The 24,615-nt window shown below is 67.6% G+C and carries 23 protein-coding genes; 4 read left to right on the forward strand and 19 right to left on the reverse strand.

What is annotated here, in order from left to right:
• Positions 1-56: 56 nt before the first annotated feature.
• Both AC5RVS_RS09090 and hflX read right to left on the reverse strand, forming a co-directional pair.
• Positions 57-2,096 (reverse strand): ATP-dependent DNA helicase, encoded by a 2,040-nt coding sequence (locus tag AC5RVS_RS09090; protein ID WP_494107901.1) that lies wholly within the window; start codon positions 2,094-2,096, stop codon positions 57-59.
• Positions 2,089-3,630, reverse strand: coding sequence for a GTPase HflX (gene hflX / locus AC5RVS_RS09095; protein ID WP_494107902.1), 1,542 nt, complete (start codon positions 3,628-3,630; stop codon positions 2,089-2,091). The genes AC5RVS_RS09090 and hflX overlap by 8 nt, the downstream gene beginning before the upstream one ends.
• 430 nt (positions 3,631-4,060) lie before the next feature.
• Between hflX and AC5RVS_RS09100 the strand changes: the two genes are divergently transcribed.
• On the forward strand, positions 4,061-4,672 hold the full coding sequence (locus tag AC5RVS_RS09100) for a class I SAM-dependent methyltransferase (RefSeq protein ID WP_494107903.1): 612 nt from the start codon (positions 4,061-4,063) through the stop codon (positions 4,670-4,672).
• Between the two features lie 10 nt (positions 4,673-4,682).
• On the opposite strand, the gene dapF is transcribed toward AC5RVS_RS09100, so the two are convergent.
• From dapF to AC5RVS_RS09135, 7 genes are all read right to left on the reverse strand, one after another.
• Positions 4,683-5,615: a diaminopimelate epimerase gene (gene dapF, locus AC5RVS_RS09105; protein ID WP_494107904.1), complete on the reverse strand. Its 933-nt coding sequence runs from the start codon at positions 5,613-5,615 to the stop codon at positions 4,683-4,685.
• Entirely contained in the window at positions 5,612-6,544 is a 933-nt protein-coding gene (miaA, locus tag AC5RVS_RS09110; protein ID WP_493988193.1) for a tRNA (adenosine(37)-N6)-dimethylallyltransferase MiaA, read from the reverse strand. Before miaA ends, dapF begins: the two co-directional genes overlap by 4 nt.
• A gap of 5 nt (positions 6,545-6,549) precedes the next feature.
• The gene (miaB, locus tag AC5RVS_RS09115; protein WP_494107905.1) at positions 6,550-8,067 is read right to left on the reverse strand and encodes a tRNA (N6-isopentenyl adenosine(37)-C2)-methylthiotransferase MiaB; all 1,518 of its coding nucleotides are present in this window, start codon (positions 8,065-8,067) and stop codon (positions 6,550-6,552) included.
• Between the two features lie 52 nt (positions 8,068-8,119).
• Positions 8,120-8,809 carry a hypothetical protein gene (locus AC5RVS_RS09120; RefSeq protein ID WP_494107906.1) on the reverse strand — a complete coding sequence of 230 codons (690 nt, stop codon included), beginning with the start codon at positions 8,807-8,809 and terminating at the stop codon, positions 8,120-8,122.
• A 222-nt stretch (positions 8,810-9,031) separates the two neighbouring features.
• A complete protein-coding gene (locus tag AC5RVS_RS09125) occupies positions 9,032-9,508 on the reverse strand; it encodes a regulatory protein RecX (RefSeq protein ID WP_494107907.1) in 477 nt (158 codons plus the stop codon).
• An 81-nt stretch (positions 9,509-9,589) separates the two neighbouring features.
• Positions 9,590-10,642, reverse strand: a complete 1,053-nt coding sequence (gene recA / locus AC5RVS_RS09130; RefSeq protein WP_493988189.1) for a recombinase RecA — start codon at positions 10,640-10,642, stop codon at positions 9,590-9,592.
• Between the two features lie 195 nt (positions 10,643-10,837).
• Positions 10,838-11,059: a DUF3046 domain-containing protein gene (locus AC5RVS_RS09135; RefSeq protein WP_493988188.1), complete on the reverse strand. Its 222-nt coding sequence runs from the start codon at positions 11,057-11,059 to the stop codon at positions 10,838-10,840.
• A gap of 130 nt (positions 11,060-11,189) precedes the next feature.
• Here AC5RVS_RS09135 and AC5RVS_RS09140 point away from each other — a divergent pair, with 130 nt between their 5' ends.
• Positions 11,190-11,672, forward strand: coding sequence for a MarR family winged helix-turn-helix transcriptional regulator (locus AC5RVS_RS09140; protein ID WP_494107908.1), 483 nt, complete (start codon positions 11,190-11,192; stop codon positions 11,670-11,672).
• A gap of 106 nt (positions 11,673-11,778) precedes the next feature.
• Here the strand turns inward: AC5RVS_RS09140 and AC5RVS_RS09145 are convergent, their stop codons facing one another.
• The 7 genes from AC5RVS_RS09145 to AC5RVS_RS09175 form a co-directional block, all read right to left on the reverse strand.
• Positions 11,779-12,216, reverse strand: coding sequence for a helix-turn-helix domain-containing protein (locus AC5RVS_RS09145; RefSeq protein WP_493988187.1), 438 nt, complete (start codon positions 12,214-12,216; stop codon positions 11,779-11,781).
• 103 nt (positions 12,217-12,319) lie between these two features.
• Positions 12,320-12,841 carry a CinA family protein gene (locus AC5RVS_RS09150; protein WP_494107909.1) on the reverse strand — a complete coding sequence of 174 codons (522 nt, stop codon included), beginning with the start codon at positions 12,839-12,841 and terminating at the stop codon, positions 12,320-12,322.
• The gene (gene pgsA / locus AC5RVS_RS09155) at positions 12,838-13,443 is read right to left on the reverse strand and encodes a CDP-diacylglycerol--glycerol-3-phosphate 3-phosphatidyltransferase (RefSeq protein WP_494107910.1); all 606 of its coding nucleotides are present in this window, start codon (positions 13,441-13,443) and stop codon (positions 12,838-12,840) included. The genes AC5RVS_RS09150 and pgsA overlap by 4 nt, the downstream gene beginning before the upstream one ends.
• Positions 13,444-13,505: 62 nt before the next feature.
• The gene (locus AC5RVS_RS09160) at positions 13,506-16,361 is read right to left on the reverse strand and encodes an FtsK/SpoIIIE family DNA translocase (RefSeq protein WP_494107911.1); all 2,856 of its coding nucleotides are present in this window, start codon (positions 16,359-16,361) and stop codon (positions 13,506-13,508) included.
• A gap of 75 nt (positions 16,362-16,436) precedes the next feature.
• The gene (locus tag AC5RVS_RS09165) at positions 16,437-18,128 is read right to left on the reverse strand and encodes a ribonuclease J (protein WP_494107912.1); all 1,692 of its coding nucleotides are present in this window, start codon (positions 18,126-18,128) and stop codon (positions 16,437-16,439) included.
• Between the two features lie 7 nt (positions 18,129-18,135).
• Positions 18,136-19,047 (reverse strand): 4-hydroxy-tetrahydrodipicolinate synthase, encoded by a 912-nt coding sequence (gene dapA, locus AC5RVS_RS09170; protein WP_493988182.1) that lies wholly within the window; start codon positions 19,045-19,047, stop codon positions 18,136-18,138.
• Positions 19,048-19,166: 119 nt separating this feature from the next.
• Positions 19,167-19,970: an alpha/beta fold hydrolase gene (locus tag AC5RVS_RS09175; protein ID WP_494107913.1), complete on the reverse strand. Its 804-nt coding sequence runs from the start codon at positions 19,968-19,970 to the stop codon at positions 19,167-19,169.
• A 115-nt stretch (positions 19,971-20,085) separates the two neighbouring features.
• Between AC5RVS_RS09175 and AC5RVS_RS09180 the strand changes: the two genes are divergently transcribed.
• On the forward strand, positions 20,086-21,270 hold the full coding sequence (locus tag AC5RVS_RS09180) for a heparan-alpha-glucosaminide N-acetyltransferase domain-containing protein (protein WP_494107914.1): 1,185 nt from the start codon (positions 20,086-20,088) through the stop codon (positions 21,268-21,270).
• Between the two features lie 5 nt (positions 21,271-21,275).
• On the opposite strand, the gene AC5RVS_RS09185 is transcribed toward AC5RVS_RS09180, so the two are convergent.
• Positions 21,276-21,782 (reverse strand): tetratricopeptide repeat protein, encoded by a 507-nt coding sequence (locus AC5RVS_RS09185; RefSeq protein WP_493988179.1) that lies wholly within the window; start codon positions 21,780-21,782, stop codon positions 21,276-21,278.
• The gene (dapB, locus tag AC5RVS_RS09190; protein ID WP_494107915.1) at positions 21,779-22,534 is read right to left on the reverse strand and encodes a 4-hydroxy-tetrahydrodipicolinate reductase; all 756 of its coding nucleotides are present in this window, start codon (positions 22,532-22,534) and stop codon (positions 21,779-21,781) included. Before dapB ends, AC5RVS_RS09185 begins: the two co-directional genes overlap by 4 nt.
• Positions 22,535-22,900: 366 nt before the next feature.
• Here dapB and AC5RVS_RS09195 point away from each other — a divergent pair, with 366 nt between their 5' ends.
• Positions 22,901-24,154, forward strand: a complete 1,254-nt coding sequence (locus tag AC5RVS_RS09195) for an RNA-guided endonuclease InsQ/TnpB family protein (protein WP_494107916.1) — start codon at positions 22,901-22,903, stop codon at positions 24,152-24,154.
• 32 nt (positions 24,155-24,186) lie between these two features.
• Here AC5RVS_RS09195 and AC5RVS_RS09200 read toward each other — a convergent pair whose 3' ends face one another.
• Positions 24,187-24,615: a molybdenum cofactor biosynthesis protein MoaE gene (locus AC5RVS_RS09200; RefSeq protein ID WP_494107917.1), complete on the reverse strand. Its 429-nt coding sequence runs from the start codon at positions 24,613-24,615 to the stop codon at positions 24,187-24,189.

Below are 24,615 nucleotides of genomic sequence, written 5' to 3' on the forward strand. Positions count from 1 at the left end.
CCGTTCCCGGTTGGCGGGCGGACGACCGCTCCGGCGTGGCTGCTGCCACGGCCCGTTCAGGCAGCGGCAGCAGCCAGCCTCTCCAGGATCTGACGTGCCATGGCGCCGTCCTTGGTGCTCCAGAAGGGCGGCAGGGCGCTGCGCAGGAAGCCCCCGTAGCGTGCTGTCGCCAGCCGTGAGTCCAACACGGCCACAACTCCCCGGTCATTGGAGGCGCGGATCAGCCTGCCTGCCCCCTGCGCCAGCCGCACAGCCGCATGGGTCGCCGAAACGGTCATGAAACCGTTTCCCCCGGCCTGCGCCACGGACCGGGTTCGGGCGGTCGTGAGCGGGTCGTCCGGCCGGGGGAACGGAATCCGGTCGATGACCACGAGCCGGCACGCTGCACCGGGAACGTCGACGCCCTGCCAGAGCGTCATGGTGCCAAACAGACAGGCGTCCGGTTCCTCGGCGAATTGGCGGACCAGCGCCGACATCGATGATTCTCCTTGGCACAGGATGGTCAGGTCGGTGCGCTCGCGCATCTCCGCTGCAGCTTCTTCTGCCGCACGCCGCGAAGAAAACAAGCCCAGGGCGCCGCCGCGCGAGGCCAGCAGGAGCTCCTCCAGTTCATCAAGCTGCTCGGGGCTGGTGCCCCGGCCCGGCTTGGGCAGATGTGACGCCACGTACAGCACGCCCTGCCGGGGGTAATCGAAGGGGCTGCCCACATCAACGCTGGAATAGGCCGGCGCGCCTGCTCCCAGCAGTCCGAGTGACCCGGCTACGGCGTCGAAGGTCCCCCCAACGGACAATGTTGCCGAGGTGAGCACCACCGTGTGTTCGTCGAACAGGCCTTCGCGCAGCCGGGACGCCACGGAGAGCGGCGCTATGTTCAGCGTTGCCGGCTGGTCGTCATTGGCGGCGTAGTCGCCGGTCTCGCCATAAGTACTGGGACGGGTCGCCCAGATGACCTCCCGGGAGTCGGGCGCGGACAGCAGCCGTTCAGCCAGCTCCAGCACGGCAGAGAGCCGTGACCGCGCCATCTGCCGCCCGCCGTCCGCTGCCCCCGCACCGTCCGGCTTGGAATCGGAAAGCGCTGTACGGGCGGCTTCCCGCAGTTGCGTGAGCACCAATTCATGCTCCTCGCGGAGGCCGGCCGCCAACAGCCCGGTCGGCACCGACTGCAGGACGTCCTCCAGGGCGTCGGCCGCGGAGTTCAGCGGTTCCACGCTGATCCCCGTGTGCTTGCGCGCCGTGGAGGCGGCGGTGCGGACCATGGCAGCGGAGAGTTGCCCCGCGACGGCGCTGGTGACGCGGTCCTGCAGCTCATGGGCCTCGTCGATGACCACCACATCGTAGTCCGGGAGCACGGCCACGCCTTCGAAGGCGTTGATGGCCAGCATGGCGTGATTTGTGATCACGATGTCTGCCTCTGCCGCGTGGCCCCGTGCCAGTTCGCTGAAGCACTCGGCCGCCAGGGGACATTTTTGGGCGCCCAGGCATTCCATCGACCCGACGGAGACCTGGCGCCACGCCCGGTCGCTGACACCGGGCACCAGTTCGTCCCGATCGCCGGTTTCGGTCTCCTGTGCCCACTCGCGCAGGCGCACGACCTCCTTGCCCAGTGCGCCCGATGCGCCGGAAGCCGCCGCCGCGCCGGCCGGAGCAGGATGAGGAACGGCGTCCTCGCCCAGGCTGAACAGTGCCGCCGGTGCATCTTCGTCCGGAAAGCCGCCCGCCAGCTTGTGCAGGCAGAGGTAATTGTTCCTGCCTTTGAGTAAAGCGACGTCCAGCGGCCTGGGAAGCTCGTCGGCGACGGCCTCCAGGAGCCGCGGCAGATCACGCTTGACGATCTGCGATTGCAACGCCAGCGTCGCGGTCGAGACGATGGCGGGCTTTTCCCCCTGAAGCGCCTGGACCATGAGCGGCACGAGATAGGCCAGCGACTTGCCGGTGCCTGTGCCCGCCTGCACCAGCAGGTGCTGCCGGCGGTCAAAAGCCTCGGCCACTTTCGCGGCCATCTCATGCTGGCCGGCACGGTGCTGGCCGCCCATCCCCTGCACCGCGACATCAAGCAGCCGCAACGCCTCGCCGGCGGGAACCTGGAGATCAGTCATTCCGGATGAACTGTTCCAGCTCCGATGCCAGGCCCTCGCGCACCATCACGTCGAGGCGCGTACCGTCCTCTCCATGCTCCATGGAGAGGATTTCGGCGTCTTCGTTGTGTAAGCGGCTGATCACTTCGCCCCGGTCGTAGGGCACCAGCAGCTGCAGCTTCACGCTGGGCCGCGGTATCGTCTCGCTGACCAGCCGAAGCAGCTCGTCGATGCCCTGCCCGGTGCGCGCCGAGACCACGACGTGCCGCGGTTCGCGCTGGCGCAGGCGCTCGACCACGAAGGGATCCGCGGCGTCGGCCTTGTTCAGCACCACGATTTCCGGAATGTGCCGCGCTTCAATCTCGGTCAGCACCTCGCGCACGGCGGCGATCTGGCCCTCCGGGTCGGGATGCGAGACATCGACGACGTGCAGGATGACATCGGCGTCGGCGACTTCCTCCAGTGTGGAGCGGAAGGCTTCCACCAGTTGCGTCGGCAACGACCGGACGAAGCCAACGGTGTCGGCGAGCGTGTAACCGATACCATCCGGGGTTTCCGCCCGGCGGACGGTCGGGTCCAAGGTGGCGAAGAGGGCATTCTCCACCAGCACACCCGCATCGGTCAGGCGGTTGAGCAGCGACGATTTCCCGGCATTCGTGTAGCCGGCAATGGCCACCGACGGCACCGCATTCCGGCGCCGGTTGGCACGCTTGGTTTCCCGTGCCGGCTTCATGGCGGTGATCTCGCGGCGCAGCTTCGCCATCCGGGTACGGATGCGCCTGCGGTCCAGCTCGATCTTCGTCTCACCGGGCCCTCGGGAACCGATGCCGCCGCCGGCAGCCCCCACGCGCCCGCCGGCCTGGCGGGACATCGACTCGCCCCAGCCGCGGAGCCTGGGCAGCAGATACTCAAGTTGGGCAAGCTCTACTTGGGCCTTGCCTTCGCGGCTCTTGGCATGCTGCGCGAAGATGTCCAGGATGAGCGCGGTACGGTCAATGACCTTGACCTTCACGATGTCTTCCAAACCGCGGCGCTGCGACGGCGACAGCTCGCCGTCGACAATGACCGTGTCCGCACCGGTGGACATCACAATGTCGCGCAGCTCCTGTGCCTTGCCGGAACCCAGGAAAGTCCCCGGATCCGGCTTCAGCCGGCGCTGAACGATACCGTCCAGCACTTCGGAACCGGCGGTTTCCGCCAGCGCTGCCAGTTCCCGCAGGGAATTGTCCGCGTCGTCGGCCGTTCCTTCGGTCCAGAGGCCGGCGAGGACCACGCGTTCCAAACGCAGCTGCCGGTACTCAACCTCGGTGACATCCTCAAGCTCGGTGGAAAGGCCCGCTACGCGCCGCAGGGCGCGGCGTTCGGCGAGGTCCTGCTGGTCACCGTCGAATTCGGAATGTTCGGCACCAAGTTCGGAGAGAGCCTGTGCTCTGCCGCCGACGCCCGGCTTGCTTCGCGCCGCAGTGTCGCGGGCCAGGATACGGTCGATGACTGCCTGGATCTCATCAGGCGTCATTTCCGGCTCCGGTGTCGGCTGGGGGTGGTTGGTGGTCATGCTCTCCTTCGAAATGTCCGTGGTCCTATCGTAGTCCTCCGGGATGCGCCCGGCAGAGCCCGCAGATGCAGTTTGTGGATGATTTGCCAAAAGTCCTCCTGGCATGGGCCCGGGCGGTGCCGGGCAGGGAAATGCATGGCTGCCGGCGCCTGCGGGTGCGGGGCCGGAGCCACCGGGAGTGCCGGGGCCGTCACGGCTTCTCAAACGGCTGCGCTGGATCATTCAGAAGGGGGAGGCCTTCGGAAACGGTGATTGTCCGGCGGCCGGGGAGGACAGGGCCTCAACCATCGGCACGTTCTGTCCGGTGCGAACGGGGCAGCAGGCTGCGGCGCAATCACTGTTTTTTCATGCGTTCCACGGTATCAGAGCGGACGCTGCTTAGGTGGGCCTTGATACCGATTCCGCTGTATGCGCACTAATCTGGCCGATTATGGGAACAGAGCACTACTTCAGCGCGCAGCCAGGCAATCCCGAGGTTCGCCGCACCCTCGCCGTCGAGCTGGACGGCCGCATGCGGCAGCTGCAGACAGCCGGCGGCATCTTCAGCCCGGACGGCGTAGACAAGGGCACGGCGGTGCTGATGGACGAGGTCCCGCCGCCGGCACCGGAAGGCAACCTGCTGGACGTCGGCTGCGGGTGGGGACCTCTTGCGCTCACGATGGGACTGAAGTCCCCCGGTGCCACGGTGCTGGCTGTGGATGTCAACGAACGCAGCATCGCTTTGACCAATGACAACGCCGCGGCCCTGGGACTGGTCAATGTTCGCGCCTGCCGCCCCGAAGAGGTCGACCCGGGCCTGCAGTTCCAAACCATCTGGTCCAATCCTCCGATTCGGATCGGCAAGAGCGAGCTCCACGAACTGCTGTTGATGTGGCTGCCCCGGCTCGCACCGGGGGGCTCCGCCTGGCTGGTCGTCCAAAAGAACCTGGGGTCGGACTCCCTGCAGCGCTGGCTTTCGGCCGAGCTGCCGTCGGGCTATACCGTGAGCCGTGAAAGCACCGCAAAGGCGTTCCGTGTGCTCTGTGTCCGGCGGGCCGGCTGAGGCGCTTTCCTCAGGCCAGGGTGCCTCGGGACACCAGCACGGCAGGGCCGCTCAGCTCCACATGTTCCCGCCCGTCGGCCGCAGGGATGAACCGGACGCGGACGACGCCGCCCGGCACCCCGACCTGCCAGTCGTCGGGAGCGCCCGCACCCGCCCAGTAGCGGATGGCGGCGGCAGCAGCACAGGCGCCGGTCCCGCAGGACTGCGTCTCCCCCACCCCGCGCTCGTGCACGCGCATGCTGATGTGCCCGGCTCCGTCGGCCACGAGGGGTTCCGCCGGCACGACAAATTCCACGTTCGTGCCGTTCTCCGGAACCGGATCCACGGCCGGCGCGTGGAACAATTCGGTGGCGGCCAGTTCTTCGAGCCCGGCAAGGGCGACCACCGTGTGCGGGTTCCCCAGGCTCACCGACAGTGCGGGCCGCGGCACCTGGAGGCCTCCTGCGCTTACCGTGGAGTCCATCGCCCTGGCGGCAGCCTCCGCTGGATAGATGAACTCCCAAGGCCCCATGTCCACGGCATAGCCGTTGGCGGACCTGCTGACGATTTTGACTCCCGCGCGCGTGCCGATCGTCAGCGATTCCCCCGCCGCCAGCTCAACCAGTCCTTCGGCCAGCAGGAAGTGCACGAAGACGCGGACCCCATTGCCGCACATCTCCGAGGTTGAGCCGTCGGCATTGCGGTAGTCCATGAACCACTCGGCCTCCGGCGCCCTCTCCAGCAGCTCCCGGCCCTCGGGCAGGTGCCGGGACCGGACCGCACGGATGAGCCCGTCTGCGCCGATGCCCAGGTGGCGGTGGCAGAGCCCGGCGACCGCTTCGGCTCCGATGTTCTTGACGCCGTCCGGATCGGCAATCAGCACGAAGTCGTTGCCGGTGCCGTGCCCCTTGGCAAAGGACAGCCCGGCGAGGGCTGACAGATGATCAGGAATGGGGTTGTTCACGGCTCAAGCTTAGCGATGTGCGCGGCCGCCTTGTCCGCCACCAGCGGATCCTCCCAGTCGAGCCAGTGGATCCTGGGATCGGCGCGGAACCACGTCAGCTGGCGCCGCGCGAACTTGCGGGTGGCGGTGATGGTGTCCTCGGCAGCCTCGTCCCGGGTCCATTCGCCGTCGACCACCTTCAGGAACTGCGCGTAGCCGAGCGCCCGCGAGGCTGTTCGGCCCTGGCGCAGACCCTGCCGGTCCAGTGCGGCGACCTCGTCCAGGAGTCCGCGTTCCACCATCGTATGGACGCGACCGGCCAGGCGGTGCTTTAGCTGCTCGCGGTCCACCCGGAGGCCGATCTGCACGGTGGGGCGGACATACTCCCGCTCGGGCATGTAGGAGCTGAACGGACGCCCGGTGAGTTGCCGGACCTCCAGCGCCCGGATGACCCGGCGGGCATCAGCCAGCCGCCCGGCGGAAACCGGGTCGACCTGCCCCAGCCGTTCCCGCATGGCTGCGAGGCCGCGCGCCTCCAGCTCTTCCTCCAGGGCCCGGCGCAGGGCCGGATCGGTGCCGGGAAACTCGATGGCATCGAGGGCAGCCCGTACATACAATCCTGAGCCACCGACGAGGATGGCCCTGCGCCCCCGTCCGTGCACGGCATCGATCGCTTCCCTGGCCTGTTGTTGGTAGGCCGAGACACTCGCCTCTTCCGTCACGTCGAGGATGTCGAGCAGGTGGTGCTCGATCCCTTGCCGCTCGGCGAGGTTTATTTTGGCCGTGCCGATATCCATGCCGCGGTAAAACTGCATGGCGTCGGCGTTGATCACTTCCCCGCCCAGCCGCCGGGCCAGCGCCACGGCGAGGTCAGACTTTCCGGATCCGGTGGGGCCGACGACGGCGATGACCGCCGGGCCGTCCGGCAGCGTTTGCGGGCGGACCGGCATCGCCGTCAGCTGGTTCGGCCGGGCAGCGCCGGCATGCCCAGCGACACCTGGGCAGGCCTGCCTGGCGCCGCGGGCACCGCACAGGAATCTGCCTGGGAGCGGTCCCACGCATCACCGGCCCGTGAGCGGCGCAGTTGGTAGTCCGCTTCGGACAGCGGGTCGGCGATCAGGTGGAAGGGGGCCGCCTCGGTGATTGTCACCGTGACCAGATCGCCGGGCCGCGGCGCCGGCGCGCCCTCGGGCACGGAAAAGTGCACCAGCCGCTGATCGCGGGCCCGCCCGGAGAGCCGGTGGGTTGCTTCCGCTTTGCGTCCCTGCTGGGCTGTCACCATGACCTCGAGCCGTCTGCCCAGTTGTTTGGCGTTCTCTTCAGCGGCAATCCGGTCCTGAAGGGCAGTCAGACGCTCGTAGCGCTCCTGCACCACGGCCTTGGGCAGCTGGTCCGGCAGTTCCGCGGCCGGCGTGCCGGGCCGCTTGGAGTACTGGAAGGTGAAGGCACTGGCGAAGCGGGCCCGTTCCACCACGTCCAGCGTGGCCTGGAAGTCCTCCTCCGTCTCCCCCGGAAAGCCGACGATGATGTCGGTGGAGATGGCCGCGTGCGGAATCCGTTCCCGGACCTTGTCGAGGATACCCAGGAACTTCGTGGACCGGTAGGAGCGGCGCATGTCCTTCAGGACCTTGTCCGAACCGGACTGCAGCGGCATGTGCAGCTGCGGCATCACGTTGGGGGTTTCGGCCATGGCATCGATGACGTCGTCGGTAAATGCCGCCGGGTGCGGGCTGGTGAACCGGACCCGTTCGAGGCCGTCAATGCTGCCGCAGGCGCGCAGCAGCTTCGCGAAGGCGCCGCGGTCGCCGAATTCCACTCCGTAGGAGTTCACGTTCTGCCCCAGCAGGGTGACCTCGATGGCACCGTCATCGACCAGGGCCTGGACCTCCGCCAGAATGTCCCCCGGCCGGCGGTCGCGTTCCTTGCCGCGCAGCGAGGGCACGATGCAGAACGTGCAGGTGTTGTTGCAACCGACCGAGATGGAAACCCACCCGGAGTACACCGCGTCGCGCTTGGTGGGCAGCGTCGAGGGGAAGACATCGAGCGATTCGAGGATTTCCAGCTGCGCTTCGTTATTGTGCCGGGCACGCTCCAGCAGCGCGGGAAGGGAACCCACGTTGTGAGTGCCGAACACGACGTCCACCCAGGGCGCCTTCTGGAGGATCGTCTCGCGGTCCTTCTGCGCCAGGCAACCACCGACGGCGATCTGCATGCCGGGGTTGCGTTCCTTCACGGGGGCGAGCTGGCCAAGGTTGCCGTACAGCTTGTTGTCGGCGTTCTCCCGCACCGCACAGGTGTTGAACACCACGACGTCGGCCTGCGCGCCTTGGGATTCGACCATGCCGGCTGCTTCGAGAAGCCCGGCAAGCCGCTCGGAATCGTGTACGTTCATCTGGCAGCCGAACGTGCGCACTTGGTAGGTGCGGGCTTCGGGCTGCAACTCGATGGTCGGGGCAGGGGCAGTCAAACTCACCTTACAAGGGTACGGCCTGCGGCGGGACGGGCCACAATCTGCGGGCCGAAGATCAGTACCAGTTGTTGTCCAGCTGGAAGTCCAGTGCCAAGCACGGCGAACCGTACCGGGACTCGATGTAGTCCAGGCCCCGGTCGATCCGGGACCGGAAAAAATACCCGCCGCTGGTCGGTTCGGCAGCGCTGGAGCTCCCTTCCGCTTCCTTGTTCCAGAGCGTTTCGAGGCAGCCCAACTCCCCGGCGCCCCAGCCGGCGGAAGACATGGCGCCTCCGGCGTAGGCCTCGGCTGGCCCGGAGTCGCTCCTCGGTGCTTCGGCGGGCGCCCGGGAGCCGTCTTGTTCTGCGGCTGCACCAGCTGCAGCCTGTTCTTCGGCCGCACCAGCTGCAGCGTGTTCTTTGGCCGTGTCCGCAGCAGCCGCCTTCCCGGCCGTGTCCGCCGGCGCGGCCTGCGGTGCCGGATCCGCCTGCGTCCCGGCGGTGCCTTGTTGGCCCGCACTCTTCCGGGCGGCGGCTTCCTGCTCTGTGACCTCCGCGGCAGCGGCTTCCTCCGGCTGTCCGGCGGCAGTTTCCTGTTCCCCCGCGTGGCGTGCTTCCCCCGCCCGGGCGGCATTCTTCGGGGCGGCTGCGTCTGTGGCTGCCCGCTGCTCTTGCTGCCGCTGGGCAGCACGCGCCAACGCCCGCTGTCCCTCGTCCGGGTCGCTCCAACCCATCAGCTGCTCCACCGGGGCTCCGATGGATCCCACGGCTGCGGATGGGCTTTGACCGTTGTGGAGGCCCGTTGCCGCCGTTGCACCGACGGCAGCGACAGAGCCAAGGGCCAGGCCTGCCGCAATCCGGAGGCGCCGCCGCCTGCGGGTGCTCCTGCGTAGCTGGGTGGATTGTCGTCGTTCATTATGCGATGGGCTCACAGTCGCACAATGATACCGACCATTTCAGGAAAAGTCTCAAAGCCATAACGACTGGGCTTAGGACTCCGGGTTGGTGGCGTCGCCGAGTTCCTCATCCGCAACCCGGTAGGCGAGGGAGGGCGGATAGCCCTTGCGGGCCAGCATGGAAACCAACCGCCGCAGATGCTTGTCCCTTTCCGACCGGTCCGTCAGGTGCCAATCGGGACGGATTTTGCGGCGAACCAGTCCCCGCGCGGCTTCAAGCTCGTCGTCGGGCGAAAGCTGGTCAAGCGCCTGCTCGGCGATGTCGCCGGAAATCCCCTTTTCCGCGAGTTCCCGCTTGAGGGCAGCGCGCGCCAACGAACGGGTCTGGGAGCGGCTGCGCACCCACATTTCGGCGAACTCTGCGTCGTCAATGAGCTTGACTTCCTCAAATCGATCGAGGACCGACTCGGCGACGTCGTCCGGGACGCCGCGCTCAGCCAGCTTTGCGGCCAGCTGGGCGCGGCTCTTCGGGGACCGTGTCAGCGCGCCCAGCACAATCGAGCGTGCCACTGCGTGAGGATCCGCCTCGGGCGCCAGATCGGCCGGGCTGCCCGGCGTGGGCCCGGCGGCCGGACCGTGCCTGCGGGCCACCTAGAATCCGTCGACGGCCTTGAGCTTCGGCCCGCCTTCTTCTCCGCTGTCCGGTACGGGGTCGATTCCGAGCTTCTGCCGGATCTTGCGCTCCAGCTCATCTGCCAGGTCCGGGTTATCGATCAGGAACTTGCGGGCGTTTTCCTTGCCTTGGCCAAGCTGGTCACCGTCGTAGGTGAACCATGCGCCTGACTTCTTGACCAGCGAATGCTCCACGCCCATGTCGATCAGGCTGCCCTCGCGGGAAATGCCGTGACCGTAGAGGATGTCGAACTCTGCCTGCTTGAAAGGCGGTGCCATCTTGTTCTTGACGATTTTGGCCCGGGTGCGGTTGCCCACCGGGTTGGCACCGTCTTTCAAGGTTTCGATCCGGCGCACGTCGATGCGCACCGAGGCATAGAACTTCAGCGCCTTACCGCCGGTGGTGGTCTCCGGGCTGCCGAAGAACACGCCGATCTTTTCGCGCAGCTGGTTGATGAAAATCGCCGTGGTCTTCGATTGGCTGAGCCGCCCGGTGATCTTTCGCAGGGCCTGGCTCATCAGGCGCGCCTGGAGACCAACGTGGCTGTCGCCCATTTCGCCCTCGATTTCCGCGCGGGGCACGAGGGCTGCCACGGAGTCGATCACGATGATATCCAGCGAGCCGGAGCCAATCAGCATGTCCATGATTTCCAGGGCCTGCTCACCGGTATCCGGCTGCGATACCAGCAAGGCGTCGGTGTCAACGCCAAGCTTCTTGGCATATTCGGGGTCCAGGGCGTGCTCGGCGTCGATGAAGGCTGCGATGCCGCCGTTCTTCTGCGCGCTGGCCACGGCGTGAAGCGCCACGGTGGTCTTGCCGGAAGATTCCGGACCGTAGATTTCCACCACGCGGCCCCGCGGCAACCCGCCGATGCCCAGTGCCGCGTCCAAGGTGATCGAGCTGGTGGAGATCGTTTCGATGGGGGCGCGCGTGTCGTCACCGAGCCGCATCACCGACCCCTTGCCGAACTGCTTGTCGATCTGCGCCAGCGCAGCTTCCAGTGCCTTCTCGCGGTCAGCTGGTGCGGCCATTGTTCACCTCAGTCTCTTGCGGCCCTCGGGCCTTTTTTGTCTTGACGTCTTCCGACCGTAACCGCCGGTTCGGACAATATGGGATCGGCAGCGGAGCGTGTGGATAATCCGTCCACCCGGGGGTCTGTGTAGAAGCTTAGCGGGGTCCGAACACACTTTCGAACATATCGGCTTTCGTGCGCGGGCGTGTCTGTTTCAGCCGCGCGGCTCGCGGTCCTTGCCCCAGCGCCGTTCCGGGGGAACGTCCTGGACATCGCAGAGGGCCAGCCACACGGATTTGGGCGGGATTCCTGCAGCCAGCGCTTCCGCCGCGGTACGCCCCCCGAGTTGCCCCAGCACCAGATCGGCAGCGAGGACATGCGAGTACGCGGGACCGAATTCATCGTCCATCAACCGCCAGAAGTCACTGGTTCGCACGCGTCCATCTTCTCACGGGTGCGTCCGGTAACAACCGGTCGCGACCCGGATTCAGCGCCAGCCGCCGGCGCATCCGGCGCGTCACGCCGCCCTTGCCCTTCGTCTGCACCCCGCTCATTACAATTAGCCCATGACAGACCATGCCACAGGCGGCGCAGATGCAGGGTTCGATGCGGCCATCGAAGCTCTTGAACGGCAGTTGAGCCTGCTCTGGCGCCGGGCCAGGGCGAACTCGCACCGGGTGGCGCGGAACGTCCACCCGGATATGGAGCCTGCCGCTTACGGGCTGCTGCTGATCCTCCAGCGGGAGCGCTCCATGCGCCTGACCGAACTGGCGGCGGCCATCGGTGTTGGCAAACCCTCTGTCAGCCGCCAGATCGCCATGCTGGAGCAGTTGGGACTGGTGGGCAAGGAGGCGGATCCACTGGACGGGCGGGCCCAATCGATCACCCTGACTGCTGCCGGACTGGAGAAGCTGGCCGAGGCACAGGCCGCCCGCAAAGTCGCCTTCCACGAGCGTCTTGGCGACTGGTCCGTCGAAGACTTGTCCACGCTGGGACAGTTGCTGGACCGGCTCAACGCTTCGTACGCGAACGAGCCGCCGGTCCACTAGCAGCAGTTCCGGTCGACGGGCAGGCGCGGCCCGCGGACACCGGCGGGTACAACAAAACCGGCCGGTTCCGCCACGGAGGCGAAACCGGCCGGTTCAGGTTCTGGGGTCAGTAGCGGGCGGAAGCCAATCCGCGGAGCTCGTCGGGCAGCTCGTCGGGAATGGCCCCGACAAACTCCCGGGACAGTTCCTGCGGAACGGTGTCGGGGATGACAACGCCCTCGGCGTCAGCGACGCGGTCGCTGACTTCCCGGAGCATGTGCGACAGGGGAACGTCCAAGGCCGAGCAGATCGAGGACAAGAGTTCCGACGATGCTTCCTTCTGACCGCGTTCGACTTCGCTCAGGTATCCAAGGGAGACACGGGCGCTGTGCGACACTTCGCGAAGGGTACGTCCCTGACGCTGCCGGACATCGCGGAGGACGTCGCCAATTTCGTGTCGTAGCACCACCATTTTGCGCTCCTTCTGTTCCCTGCGCGGTTCTTCGGCCAATCCCACATCACGCCAACGGACTACACCGTTTACGGACACGGGCTGCTTTACCATCTGTATCGCCTTGCTCCCTCATGAGGTGTGCGGCCTGCGCCGCTGTTTTCCAAGCCTAGGCCAACAACGTAACAGTTGCTGACACCCTTTGATAACTACTGAATCAAAGTTTTTGTTCCCGGGCCCGAATCCGCGTTACCGCCAGGCCCGCGGCCGCGTCGATCGCGCGGCCGAGTTCATCGATGGCGGCTTCACACGCCAGCCGCCGGATGTGGGCGCGGTCCCCCTCGAAGCGGAACTCGACGGCCCGCGTGCCTGCCGGGGACGCGACGCCGATCCACACGGTTCCTGGATCCCGTCCGCCGTGCGGTTCCGGTCCCGCCACTCCGGTGGTGGACACCGCGATGTCCGCCTGCAACACGCGCCTGGCGCCGTCGGCCATCTGGCACGCGACCGCTTCCGTGACCGCGCCCTCGTGCGCCAACAGCCCCGCGTCGACGCCGAGCACCGTCGCCTTGATCCGGCTCTGGTAAGCCACGACGCCGCCCTGGAGCGTACCCGAAGCTCCCGGCACGGTGGCCAGCTCCGCCGCCACCATTCCTGCCGTCAGGGATTCGGCGGTGGCCAACGCCACCTTCCCTGCGATGGCGGCCCCTACGACCTCGGACGCGGGTGTGTGGTTCACTGCCGGCCCTGTGTCTTCGCGAGGGCAGTACGGCGCAGTGCCGCGGCTTTGACCACGTAGTCGACCCCGGTCACCACGGTGACGACGACGGCGACAGCCATGACGGCAAAGGCCGCCCAGACGGCCCAGGCTCCGAGCCATGCCTCCAGCGGCAGGAGGAAAAGGAAGATCGCCAAGGTTTGCAGTACGGTCTTCAGCTTGCCGCCGCGCGAGGCCGGCATGACGCCGTAGCGGATGACGACGAAACGCAGCAAGGTGATGCCCAGCTCCCGGACCAGGATGACGATGGTGATCCACCACGGCAGGTCGCCCAGCACCGACAGCAGGATCAGGGCCGAGCCGATCAGGAGTTTGTCGGCGATCGGGTCGGCGATCTTGCCGAAGTTGGTGATCAGGCCCCGGGACCGTGCCAGATCGCCGTCAAGCTTGTCGGTGTAGATCGCGACGGCAAACACCACCACGGCCAGCCACCGGAACAGCTGCCCCGCTCCGGCGTCAACCAGCAGGAACCAGATGAAAAACGGAACCAGCAGGATCCGCACCGTAGTGAGGACGTTGGCGATATTGAGCAGGGGCACGGGCCGGGACACTGAATCAGTCACGGTTTCAAGGCTACCCGCCTGCCGTGCCCCTTCAGCCGCCGACCGGGCGTGCGGCACGTTCGTCAGCGCCCGGTCAGGCTCCAGGCGTCTTCGGACCCTGAATCGTCGCCGTCGTAATAGTCCTCCGCCTGCGGCCGGGAGTCCAGGTCCTCGGCAACCAAGTCACGCGGGCCGTCGAAACCGTGGTTCGCGTTGGCGTTCTCTGCCAGCGCCTCCGTCAGCGAATCGGCTTCGCTCGCCTCGCCCGGGGCGGCCGCGGGTGGCTCGTCGCCCCGGATAGCGGCGAGCGTGGCGGCCAGGTCGTCCGGCTTGACCAGCACGTCGCGTGCCTTGGAGCCCTCGGAGGGGCCGACCACGCCCCTGGACTCGAGCAGGTCCATCAGGCGGCCGGCCTTGGCAAAGCCCACGCGCAGCTTCCGCTGCAGCATCGACGTCGAGCCGAACTGCGTGGTGACCACGAGTTCGGTCGCCTGCAGCAGCACGTCCAGGTCGTCTCCGATGTCGTCGTCGATCTGCTTCTTCGGCGCCTCGACGGCGACGTCCTCCCGGTACACGGCCTGCAGCTGTCCCTTGACGTGTTCCACCACCCGGTGGATTTCCGATTCGGAGACCCAGGCCCCCTGGACGCGGATGGGCTTGTTGGCGCCCATCGGCAGGAACAGGGCGTCGCCCTGGCCGATCAGTTTCTCGGCGCCGGGCTGGTCGAGCACAACGCGGGAGTCGGTCACCGACGAGGTGGCGAACGCCATCCGCGACGGGACGTTGGCCTTGATCAAGCCGGTCACCACGTCCACCGAGGGCCGCTGGGTGGCCAACACCAGGTGGATGCCGGCGGCGCGGGCAAGCTGGGTGATGCGGACAATGGAGTCCTCAACGTCCCGCGGGGCGACCATCATCAGGTCCGCGAGCTCGTCCACGATCACCAGCAGGTACGGGTAGGGCTTGATCACGCGCTTGGACCCGGCCGGCGGCACAACCTTCCCGTTGCGCACGGCCTTGTTGAAATCATCGATGTGCTTGAAACCGAAGTTGGCGAGGTCGTCGTAGCGGGTGTCCATCTCCCGGACCACCCACTGCAACGCCTCGGCTGCCTTCTTCGGATTGGTGATGATCGGCGTGATCAGATGCGGCACGCCCTCGTACGCGGTCAGTTCCACGCGCTTGGGGTCCACCATGACCATCCGCACCTCGTCCGGCGTCGAGCGCATCAGGATCGAGGTGATCATCGAATTCACGAACGAAGACTTGCCCGCGCCGGTGGCGCCCGCGACGAGCAGGTGCGGCATCTTGGCGAGGTTGGCCAGCACGAAGCCGCCCTCCACGTCCTTGCCCACGCCCATGACCATCGGATGCTCGGTCTTGCGGGCATTGTTCGACCTGAGCACGTCGCCCAGGGAGACCGTCTCGCGGTCCGTGTTCGGGATTTCGATGCCGATGGCCGACTTTCCGGGAATCGGCGACAGGATGCGCACGTCGGAGCTGGCCACGGCGTAGGAGATGTTCTTCGACAGCGCCGTGACCCGTTCGACCTTGGTGCCCGGCGCCAGCTCGATCTCGTAGCGGGTCACCGTCGGGCCGCGGGAGAACCCGGTCACCTTCGCGTCCACCTTGAACTGGTCCAGCGTCTCGGTCAGCGCCTTGACAACGGCGTCGTTCGCCTCCGAGCGTTCCTTCGAGGGCGGACCCGGCGGCAGGAAATCCGAGGGCGGCAGGGTGTAGGCGACGTCCCCGGCCAACTGCAACTGCTCGGTGCGCTGCGGGATCGGGGTGGTCGGCGGCTGCGGCTGCACCGGATTGGACGGGACGGTGGGGGCTGCGGCCGCCGGCGCGGCGGCAGGCAGCACCGGCAACGCCTCGGTGGCGCCCTCGGGTACCAGCCCCTGGTTGCGCTTGATTTTTTCGACGGCGAGCTCGGCCTGGGTGGGCCTGCGCACCCCCGGCGGCACGGCCGGTGCCGCCTGCTCCGTTCCGGCTTCTTCCTCAGGTTCCTCGGCCTCAATCACCGGTGTTTCGAACGCCTCGTCGAAGTAGAAACCCTCGTCGTCGGCGCCCTCGGCCTCTTCGGTCTTGCGCTTGCCGAACAGCTTGCGCCGCGGCTTGCGTTCCTTGGCCGGGGCTGCATCGGCGTAGAGGTAGCTTTGGTCATGCCCGTCGGTGGCCGGCCGGTGCTCGGCTTCTGCCGAGGGGTCCTGGCCCATCAGGTGCTCGTAGAGCATCCGCAGGCGCATGGGGATGTGGCGGAACGGCGTGGCGGTCACGATCAGGATGCTGGTGAAGGCCAGCAGCCCGTAAAAGGCGACCGGCAGCCACAGGTTGACCGCCGCCAGCGGTGCGGCAAGCAGGAAGCCGGCCATGCCGCCGGCCGCCCACAGGGCATCGAAGCCGTCGGCCAGCGCGGGCTGCCCGCCGATGACGTGGGCCAGCCCGGAACCGGACGCCAGCGCCAGGATGAGGCCGATGGAGATGCGGCTGTTGGCGGGCGAGCCCTCCGGGTAGCGCATCAGGCGCACGGCCATGATCAGCAGCAGCACCGGCAACACCAGCGCCATCCAGCCGAAGGTCCCGCCGGCCATGGCATGCACGGCGTCTCCGAACCAGCCGTCAAGCGCCCACCACTCCACCGTGGCCACGCAGGCGGCCAACAGCAGCAGGAAGAAGCCGGTGCCGTCGCGGCGCAGTGCGGGATCGGGCCGCACATCGGGGCCCAGCTTCCGGACGCCCGCCGCCACCGGACGCGCCACGCCCATCCACAGCCCATGGATCAGCCGGGCCAGCAGCGGCAGTTGCTCCTCCTGGGGCTGCACGTCGAGCACCTTGGTCTTGCTGGAACGCCCCGAGGAGGAGCGCGCAGTGGTGCCTGTAGCCTTACCGCGCGACTGCTGGGTGCCTTTTCGGGCAGGGGAAGTACGAGTCGCCATAGTGGCTAGGTTACCGGCTGTCCGGCGTCATCCGCGGGATTTCGCCCCGGCGGATCGGCTGCGCCGGTTGCGGGATCAGGCCTCCAGGACCACGGGAACGATCATCGGCCGGCGGCGGTGCCGCTTGTTGACCCAGGTGCCGATCACCCGGCGGACCACCTGCTGCAGTTGGTACGTCGTGTGGTCCATGTTGTTGACCACGGCTTCTTCCAGGGCGGCGATGATCTTGGGTTTGATGTCGTCGAACACCGAATCGTCCTCGGCGAACCCGCGCGCATGGATTTCGGGGCCGGAGACGATCTGGCCGGTGCTGCGGTTCACCACGGTGATGACGGAGATGAAGCCTTCCTCGCCCAGGATCCGGCGGTCCTTGAGGTCGGCGTCGGTGATTTCGCCGATGCTGGATCCGTCCACATACACGTAGCCGCATTCGATCTGGCCGACAATGCGTGCCGTGCCGTCCTTCAAGTCGACGACCGATCCGTCGTCCGCGAGCAAAACGTTCGCGGCGGGCACGCCGGTCTGCTCGGCCAGCCGGCCGTTGGCGATCAGGTGGCGGGTCTCACCGTGCACCGGCAGGGCGTTCTTGGGCCGCAGGATGTTGTAGCAGTACAGCAGTTCGCCGGCGGCAGCGTGGCCGGACACGTGGACCTTGGCATTGCCCTTGTGGATGACGTCGGCGCCAAGCTTCAGCAGGCCGTTGATCACCCGGAAGACGGCGTTCTCGTTGCCCGGAATCAGCGACGACGCCAAAATCACCGTGTCCCCCGCGCCGACCTGGACGCGGTGGTCGCCGTTGGCCATGCGGGACAGCGCCGCCATCGGCTCGCCTTGCGATCCGGTGGACATCAGCACGATCCGGTCGTCCGGGAAGTCCTCGACGTTTTTCAGGTCCACGAGGATGCCGTCGGGAACGTTCAGGTAGCCCAGTTTGGCCGCGATGCCCATGTTCCGCACCATGGAGCGGCCGACGAACGCCACGTGCCGGCCGTGGGCCGCGGCGGAGTCGAGCACCTGCTGCACGCGGTGCACGTGGGAGGCGAAGGAGGCGACGATGATGCGTTTTTGCACCTGGCCGAACAAGCGCTCCAGCACCGGGCCGATTTCGTTCTCCGCCGTGGTGAAGCCGGGGACGTCGGCGTTCGTGGAGTCGGCCATGAAGAGGTCCACGCCTTCCTCCCCCAGCCGGGCGAACGCGCGCAGGTCGGTGATCCGGCCGTCCAGCGGCAACTGGTCCATCTTGAAGTCGCCGGTGTGCAGCACCGTGCCGGCCGCAGTGCGGATGAAGACCGCCAAGGCGTCCGGGATCGAGTGGTTGACCGCCACGAATTCGCACTCGAAGGGACCGAACTGCTCGATCTGGCCCTCCGTGACGGTGAGGGCATGCGGTTTGATCCGGTGCTCGGCCAGCTTGGCCTCGACCAGGGCCAGGGTGAGCCGGGAACCGATCAGCGGGATGTCCTGCCGCATCCGCAGCAGGTACGGGACCGCGCCGATGTGGTCTTCATGCCCGTGGGTAAGGACCACGCCGACGACGTCGTCGAGCCGGTCCTCGATGTACGAGAAGTCCGGCAGGATCAGGTCCACTCCCGGCTGGTGCTCTTCCGGGAACAGCACGCCGCAGTCGACCACCAGCAGCTTGGAGTCGATCTCGAAGACCGCCATGTTGCGGCCGATTTCCCCGAGTCCGCCGAGCGGAACAATGCGGAGCGTCCCCGGTTCAAGCAGCGGCGGCGTGCGCAGCTGTGTGATGGTGGATTCGCTCATCGGGTGGTCAGACCCCCAGCGCCAGGCCGGCCTCGGCCAGGTCGGCGCGGACCGGCGCGAGCTCGGCCTCCGTCGGTTCCACCAGCGGGAGCCGGACCACCGAATTCGGCAGGACGCCCTGCCACTTCAAGATTTGCTTGGCAGCGACCGCACCCTGGATGTGTGTCATCACCGCCCGGATGATCGGGTCCAGTTCGAAGTGGAGCCGGCGTGCGGTGGCGAAGTCCCCCGCCAGTGCGGCATCGACGAGTTCCCGGAACTGCCGGGTGGCCACGTGCGCGCTCACGCTGACCACGCCGACGGCGCCGGCCGCCATCAGCGGCAGCGTCAGGCCGTCGTCGCCCGCGTAGACGTCGAGGTCCGTGTTGGCCAGGACCCGGGTGGTTGCGGCGTAGTCCGCCTTGGCGTCCTTGAGCGCGACGACGAGCGGGTGCTCCGCCAGCCGGATCAGGGTTTCCGTCTCGATGTTGATGCCGGCGCGGCCGGGGATGTCGTAGACCATGACCGGCAGGCCGATGGCCGAAGCGATGGTTTCGATGTGGGCCTGCACACCGGCCTGGCTTGGCTTGTTGTAATAGGGGGCGGTGATCAGCAGTCCGTCCACGCCGGCGCTGGCGGCGCGCCGGGAGAGGCTGATCGAGTGGCGGGTGTCGTTGGTGGTGGACCCGGCAATCACCTTTGCCCGTCCGCCCACTGCCTCAACGACGGCCCGGAACATTCCCTCGTTCTCATCGTCGGTGAGCGTCGAGGTCTCGCCGGTGGTGCCGGTGACGACGAGCCCGTCGGAACCGTCCTGGACCAACTTGTCCGCCAGTTCGGCTGCCTTCCCGTAATCGACCTCGCCCTCCTCCGTGAAGGGGGTGACCATAGCGGTGACCATGGTGCCGAAAGGATACTCACGAACGTCAGACTCAACCATAGGGAAAACGTTACCGTGTCCGACGGCCCGATCAGCAATGGCGTACAAGGCGCGACACAGAGTTACACGTCACGTGCCGTGGCTCCGCCCCGCGCCCGGGGCGCGCGGCCCGGGGTTCGTCAGCGGGGCGTGTGGACGCGTCCCAGGAAATCGGTCAGCAAGGCGGTCACGTCGTCCTGGGCGGAGAGGCACCCGGCGTGGTCCAGGCCCGGGAGCCCGGCAAAGTGTCCGTCGGGCAGCAAGGCGGCGGCCTGGCGCGATTCCGCGGCGCGGGGGTGGTCCTCGCTGCCGGCAATCAGCAGGACGGGTAACCGGATCCGCTGGACTTGGCGGGGATCGAGGCCGGGCAGCTCTTCGCCCGCGCGGAAGTAGGCGGCGAGCGCTGCCGGGTCGTTGGCCAGGAAGGCCTGCCGGGTGGCCGCGTCAACCGGCACGGCGCGGCGCTCGTTCCAGCGGCGGAGGAACTCTTCCATCCCGCCCGTCTCCAGCGCGTCCAGATAGTCGGGAAAGAAGAGCTTGCCGACCTGGCCGGCCATGCTCCGGTGGGTTCCGCCAAGCATCGTGAGCGAACGCAGGCGCTCCCGCCGGTAAACGGCCATCGCGAGTCCGACCCGTGCGCCGAAGGAATAACCGAAGTAGTCCGCGCTTTCCAGCCCGCAGGCGTCCAGCACCGCTTCGACGTCGCCCATGAAACGCTCCATCGTGTAGGCGCCCTCATCGTGCGGTTTGTCGCTGCGGCCGTGCCCGCGCATGTCCAGGGAGATCACCCGGTGCCGCGGTTTGAGGGCACGCTGGTAGCCCAGCCCCCGCCAGGTGGCCTTGGACAGGGCGGTTCCATGGACCAGCAGCAGCGGCTCCCCGGTGCCGGTGTCCTCGAAAGCCAGCCGCACGCCGTCATCCCCGTTGACTGCGAATCCCATCATGGCCGCTCCGTGAGCGCGGCAGCCGGGTTCTGGAACCTGTTCATTCCCTCACGGTATCGTGCGCCGGCCGCTGGGTTCACAGCCGCCTCCCCGCCGGCTGTGAGAGTATCGGTGCATGCGCCCAGGTTCCACCCGCCCGCGGATTGCCGGGATTGATGCGGCCCGCGGCATCGCCTTGCTGGGCATGATGGCGACCCACATCTTCTCGCCGTGGACCGCCGGCACGGATCCGCAGCCGAACTTCGTGGGCCTGGTGCTCTCCGGGCGCTCGTCGGCGCTGTTCGCGGTCCTGGCCGGGGTCGGGCTGGCGCTGCTCACCGGCGGGAGCCGCGGCCACCGCGGCGGGAACCTGGCCGCGGACCGCGGGGGCATTGCCGTGCGTGCGCTGCTCATTGCCACGGTCGGCATGCTGCTGGGCGCGCTGGAGGTAAACGTCGCGGTGATCCTGGTCCACTACGGCGTCCTGTTCCTGTGTGCGCTGCCGTTCCTTCAGCTGCGCCGCGGGGTGCTGGCGCTGTGGGCGGCCGGCTGGATCGTCTTCTCGCCGGTGCTGGCCCACCTGCTGCGGCCCTTGGCCGAAGCGGCCGTGCATCCGGCCGAGCTGGGCCACAACCCCATGGTCTACGACCTGCTGACGCCGGCTACGCTGCTCAGCGATATTTTCCTCACCGGCTACTATCCCGTGGTGCAGTGGCTCGGGTATTTGCTGGCCGGCCTGCTGATCGGGCGCATGGAACTGCAACGCACGGGCGTGCAGCTCGGGCTGCTGGCGGTGGGCGCGGTGCTGGCCGTGGCCGCCAAGGCCGGTTCCTGGTTCCTGATGGAACGGCTCGGCGGTTATGCGGAGGTAGCGGCAACCGAAGCGGCACGGCGGCCGGACTTCGATCTGGTGTACCAGGTGAACATGAGCTGGATCGAGCAACGCGGCTCGTGGTGGTGGCTGGGCGGCGCGTCGCCGCATTCCGGAACGACCTTTGACCTGCTGCACACGGTGGGCACCTCCGCCGCGGTCCTGGCGGTGTGCCTGCTGCTGACTTCCCGGCTGCCGTGGCTGCTGCTGCCGCTCGCGGGCGCCGGCGCCATGACGCTGACCCTCTACTCTGCCCACGTCTGGGTCGTCAGCGCGTTGCCGCCGGCCGCTCCGGAACTTCCGGCCTACCTGTGGCAGGCGTTGGCGGCGGTGGCGGTGGGCATGGCTTTCCTGGCCTTGGGGTGGCGCGGACCGTTCGAGCTGGTGACCTCCACCGCGGCGCGGCTGACCCGCGAGGCACTCCGGCCGGCCGGCAGCCGGGGCCGCTGAACGGTTTAGGAGCGGCTGAGGGTGATGGCGTGGCGCATGGACTCGCGGGCGCGCTTGCGGTCCCCTGCAGCGTCATAGGCGCACGAGAGGCGGAACCAGCTGCGCCAGTCGTCCGGCGCAGCCTCGGCCTCGGCCTTGTACACCAGGAACTCCCGGTCGGCCGCCTCCCGCACGATGCGCCCGCCGGGCGTGCGCGGCAGGTCGTCCACCGGCAACCCTCCTTCGGCTTCCAGGGTCCGGGCCAGCTTGGACATCCGCGAGCCGAACAGCAGTTCCCGGCTCAGCGCCCAGGCCCCGATGACCGGCAGGACCACCAGCGCGACGCCCAGGCCCTTGGCCACGGGGTCGGGTTCGGTGAGCATCAGCCAGGCCCGCTGCAGCGTGGCTCCCAGGTAGCCCACGAGCAGGACGATGATCACACCGACCCAGATCTTGGCTCCGTGCCGGGCATACCAGCCGATGCTGCCGTTGCCGCCGTCCGCTGCGGGGCCCGTGTGTCCGGTGTTGCTCATGAAAGTTCCAGGTACCCGTCTAGTCCGTAGGTCAGTCCGGGCCGCCCGGTGACGGTCCGCACGCCCAGCAGGACGCCGGGCATGAAGGAGGCGCGGTCGAACGAATCGTGCCGGATGGTCAGTTGTTCGCCTGGCCCGCCGAGCAGCACTTCCTGGTGCGCCACCAGGCCGCGCAGCCTCACGCTGTGCACGCGCACGCCGTCAACGTCGGCGCCGCGGGCTCCGTCGAGCGCCTTGGTGGTGGCGTCAGGGCCGGCGGGGACGTCTGCGTCCTGGCGGGCGGCGGCCACCAGCTGCGCCGTCCGGACGGCGGTGCCGGAGGGTGCATCCACCTTGTCCGGGTGGTGCAGCTCGATGATCTCCACCGATTCGAAGTACTTGGCTGCGGTGGCCGCGAAGGCTGATGCCAGCACGGAACCGAGCGCGAAGTTGGGGGCAATCAGCACGCCCGTTCCGGGGTGCTGTTCCAGCAGCTGCGTCAACGACTCCCGCTTGGCCTGGTCCCAGCCGGTGGTGCCGACCACCGCGTGCATGCCGTGCTCGACGGCGAAGCGGACGTTGGCCTCGGTGTTGTCCGGCGTGGTCAGGTCCACCACGACCTGTGTCCCCGCGGCCACCAGTTCTTCCAGCGCGTCGCCCCGCTTCAGCGCGGCCACCAGGTCCAGGTCCGGGGCGGCCTGGATGGCCCTGACGGCCTCGCTGCCCATCCGTCCGCCGGCGCCCAGCACGGCCACGGCAAGTTGCTCAGTCATGCCCTCCAGCGTATCGCTACTGAATGCGCCGCTGTGCGCCAAATTCAGTTGGGGGTATAGACGTCGCGGGCGATGTCAGCCTGTTCGTACTTGTTGCTCGATGTACTCTCGGATGACGTCCAGCGAGGGTGTCATCGACGGATCCGGCGAAGTATCACCCGGACTGGCGCCGCCCGGAGTTCCGGTAATGCCGTTCCGGTTTCCGGAACTGCGGGCTCTAACTGCGACAGGGATCACGTTTGGGGATCTCTTCAGATCCCCCGCCGCCGCATTTTGGTTAGGTACAAAACGGGGGCTGTCCTCGGAGCACCGGATTTCCTTTGGGGATACACCGTTTTTGTCATAGGCAACAAATATCTTGGAAGCGTGTCGAAGCGTTACCGCTACCGTGCCTACCCGACGCCGGATCAGGAGCAGCATCTGGCCCGGCTGTTCGGTTGCGTACGGGTGGTGTTCAACGATGCCATCGCTGCCCGCCGAGCCGCCCGTGAACAGGGTGAGAGGCTTCCGTCTGCCGCGGAACTGTCCCGGGAGCTGACGGCTGCGAAGCAGACCCCGGCGCGGGCGTGGCTTGCTGAGGTGTCGGCGATTCCGCTGCAGCAAGCGCTGGCCGATGCCGACAGGGCCTACCGGAATTTCTTCAACTCCGTCACCGGCCGCCGCAAGGGTCGTCGGGTGGGTGCCCCGCGGTTCAGGTCCCGGCGGGATGGCACACAGGCGGCCCGGTTTACTGGTAACGCACGGTTCCGAGTCAAGGGCGGCTGGACCAACACGGGTCCCGGCGGGGGCCGGCTGGCGCTGCCCAAGATCGGTGCAGTGAGGGTCGTCTGGTCCCGGCCGCTGCCTTCAGAGCCGACCAGCGTGACCCTCATCCGGGAAGCGGACGGCCGCTATTATGCCTCGTTCGTGGTCGAGGTGGCCTCGGTCCACCGCCCCGGGCCAAAGCACAAAGTGGCCGGCATCGATCTTGGCCTGGAGCACCTTGCCGCGATTGCGTACATCGACGGCACCAGTGAAAAGATTGAGAACCCGCGGCACCTGAAGAACAAGCTTGCCAAGCTGGCCAAGGCCCAAAAAGAGCTGGCCCGCCGACAGAAGGACTCGGCGAACCGAAAGAAGTCGCGCCGCAAGGTCGCCGTCCTCCACCGCAAGGTCCGGGAGACCCGGGCCGACCACCATCACAAACTTGCCCGCAGGATCGTTGATGAAAACCAAGTCATCGGTGCCGAAACCCTGGGCATTACGGGCTTGGCCAGGACCCGGCTGGCCAAATCCGTCCACGACGCCGGCTGGGGTATGCTCCTGCGGCTGATCGCGGAAAAAGCCACTGAGGCCGGACGCACCCTGATCAAGGCGGAACGGTCATTCCCATCCACCCGACTCTGCTCGGCGTGCGGGATCATCGGCGAAACCAAACCACTGAAGGTCAGGTCTTGGACCTGCCGATGCGGGGCAGTGCACGACCGAGACAACAACGCCGCAGTAAACCTGATGCGAGTCGCCGCAGGACATGCGGAGACCCTAAACGCCTGTGGAGGGAAGGTAAGCCCGGCGTCAGCGCCGGCCCACCCCAACGAAGCAGGAACCACCCTGCGAGCGGTCGCACATGCGCCTGCCTGAGGAATCCCCGTCACCTAGTACGGGGGAGGATGTCAATGGCCGATGCCCACCCATTCGGTGCTGCCGTCGGCGAAGTGCTGTTCTTTCCAGACCGGGACCTCTTCCTTGATCCTGTCCACCAGCTCTGAACAGGCGGCAAAGGCTTCGGCGCGGTGCGCCGAGGCGACGGCGGCGACCAGGGCCGGATCCCCGATCGCCAACGGTCCGGTGCGGTGTGCCACCCAGATCCGCACGCCGTGGTGCTCGGCGGCGATCTGCCCCGCGACCTCGGCGATCACGCGCTGGGCGCTGGGGTGGGCGGAGTAGGAAAGCGCGGTCACGGCCTGGCCGCCGTCGTGGTTGCGGACCACGCCGCTGAAGCTGACCACGGCACCGCAGTCGGCTGAATCCACCGCTGCGGCCGCCTCCCCCACGTCGATTGCTTCACCGGTCACCGCGGCATACAGCACCGTGCTGGTCAT

It is taken from the genome of Arthrobacter sp. Y3221048 (assembly GCF_059092685.1).

Bases quoted from the DNA above. Each gene is read 5' to 3' on its own strand.
- AC5RVS_RS09160 (WP_494107911.1), bottom strand. From the start codon at position 16,361: ATGGCGACTCGTACTTCCCCTGCCCGAAAAGGCACCCAGCAGTCGCGC.
- AC5RVS_RS09140 (WP_494107908.1), top strand. From the start codon at position 11,190: ATGACAGACCATGCCACAGGCGGCGCAGATGCAGGGTTCGATGCGGCC.
- AC5RVS_RS09175 (WP_494107913.1), bottom strand. From the start codon at position 19,970: ATGATGGGATTCGCAGTCAACGGGGATGACGGCGTGCGGCTGGCTTTC.
- hflX (WP_494107902.1), bottom strand. From the start codon at position 3,630: ATGACCACCAACCACCCCCAGCCGACACCGGAGCCGGAAATGACGCCT.
- AC5RVS_RS09185 (WP_493988179.1), bottom strand. From the start codon at position 21,782: ATGAGCAACACCGGACACACGGGCCCCGCAGCGGACGGCGGCAACGGC.
- AC5RVS_RS09145 (WP_493988187.1), bottom strand. From the start codon at position 12,216: ATGGTAAAGCAGCCCGTGTCCGTAAACGGTGTAGTCCGTTGGCGTGAT.
- AC5RVS_RS09100 (WP_494107903.1), top strand. From the start codon at position 4,061: ATGGGAACAGAGCACTACTTCAGCGCGCAGCCAGGCAATCCCGAGGTT.
- AC5RVS_RS09180 (WP_494107914.1), top strand. From the start codon at position 20,086: ATGCGCCCAGGTTCCACCCGCCCGCGGATTGCCGGGATTGATGCGGCC.
- AC5RVS_RS09200 (WP_494107917.1), bottom strand. From the start codon at position 24,615: ATGACCAGCACGGTGCTGTATGCCGCGGTGACCGGTGAAGCAATCGAC.
- AC5RVS_RS09090 (WP_494107901.1), bottom strand. From the start codon at position 2,096: ATGACTGATCTCCAGGTTCCCGCCGGCGAGGCGTTGCGGCTGCTTGAT.
- recA (WP_493988189.1), bottom strand. From the start codon at position 10,642: ATGGCCGCACCAGCTGACCGCGAGAAGGCACTGGAAGCTGCGCTGGCG.
- miaA (WP_493988193.1), bottom strand. From the start codon at position 6,544: ATGCCGGTCCGCCCGCAAACGCTGCCGGACGGCCCGGCGGTCATCGCC.
- dapA (WP_493988182.1), bottom strand. From the start codon at position 19,047: ATGGTTGAGTCTGACGTTCGTGAGTATCCTTTCGGCACCATGGTCACC.
- dapB (WP_494107915.1), bottom strand. From the start codon at position 22,534: ATGACTGAGCAACTTGCCGTGGCCGTGCTGGGCGCCGGCGGACGGATG.
- AC5RVS_RS09165 (WP_494107912.1), bottom strand. From the start codon at position 18,128: ATGAGCGAATCCACCATCACACAGCTGCGCACGCCGCCGCTGCTTGAA.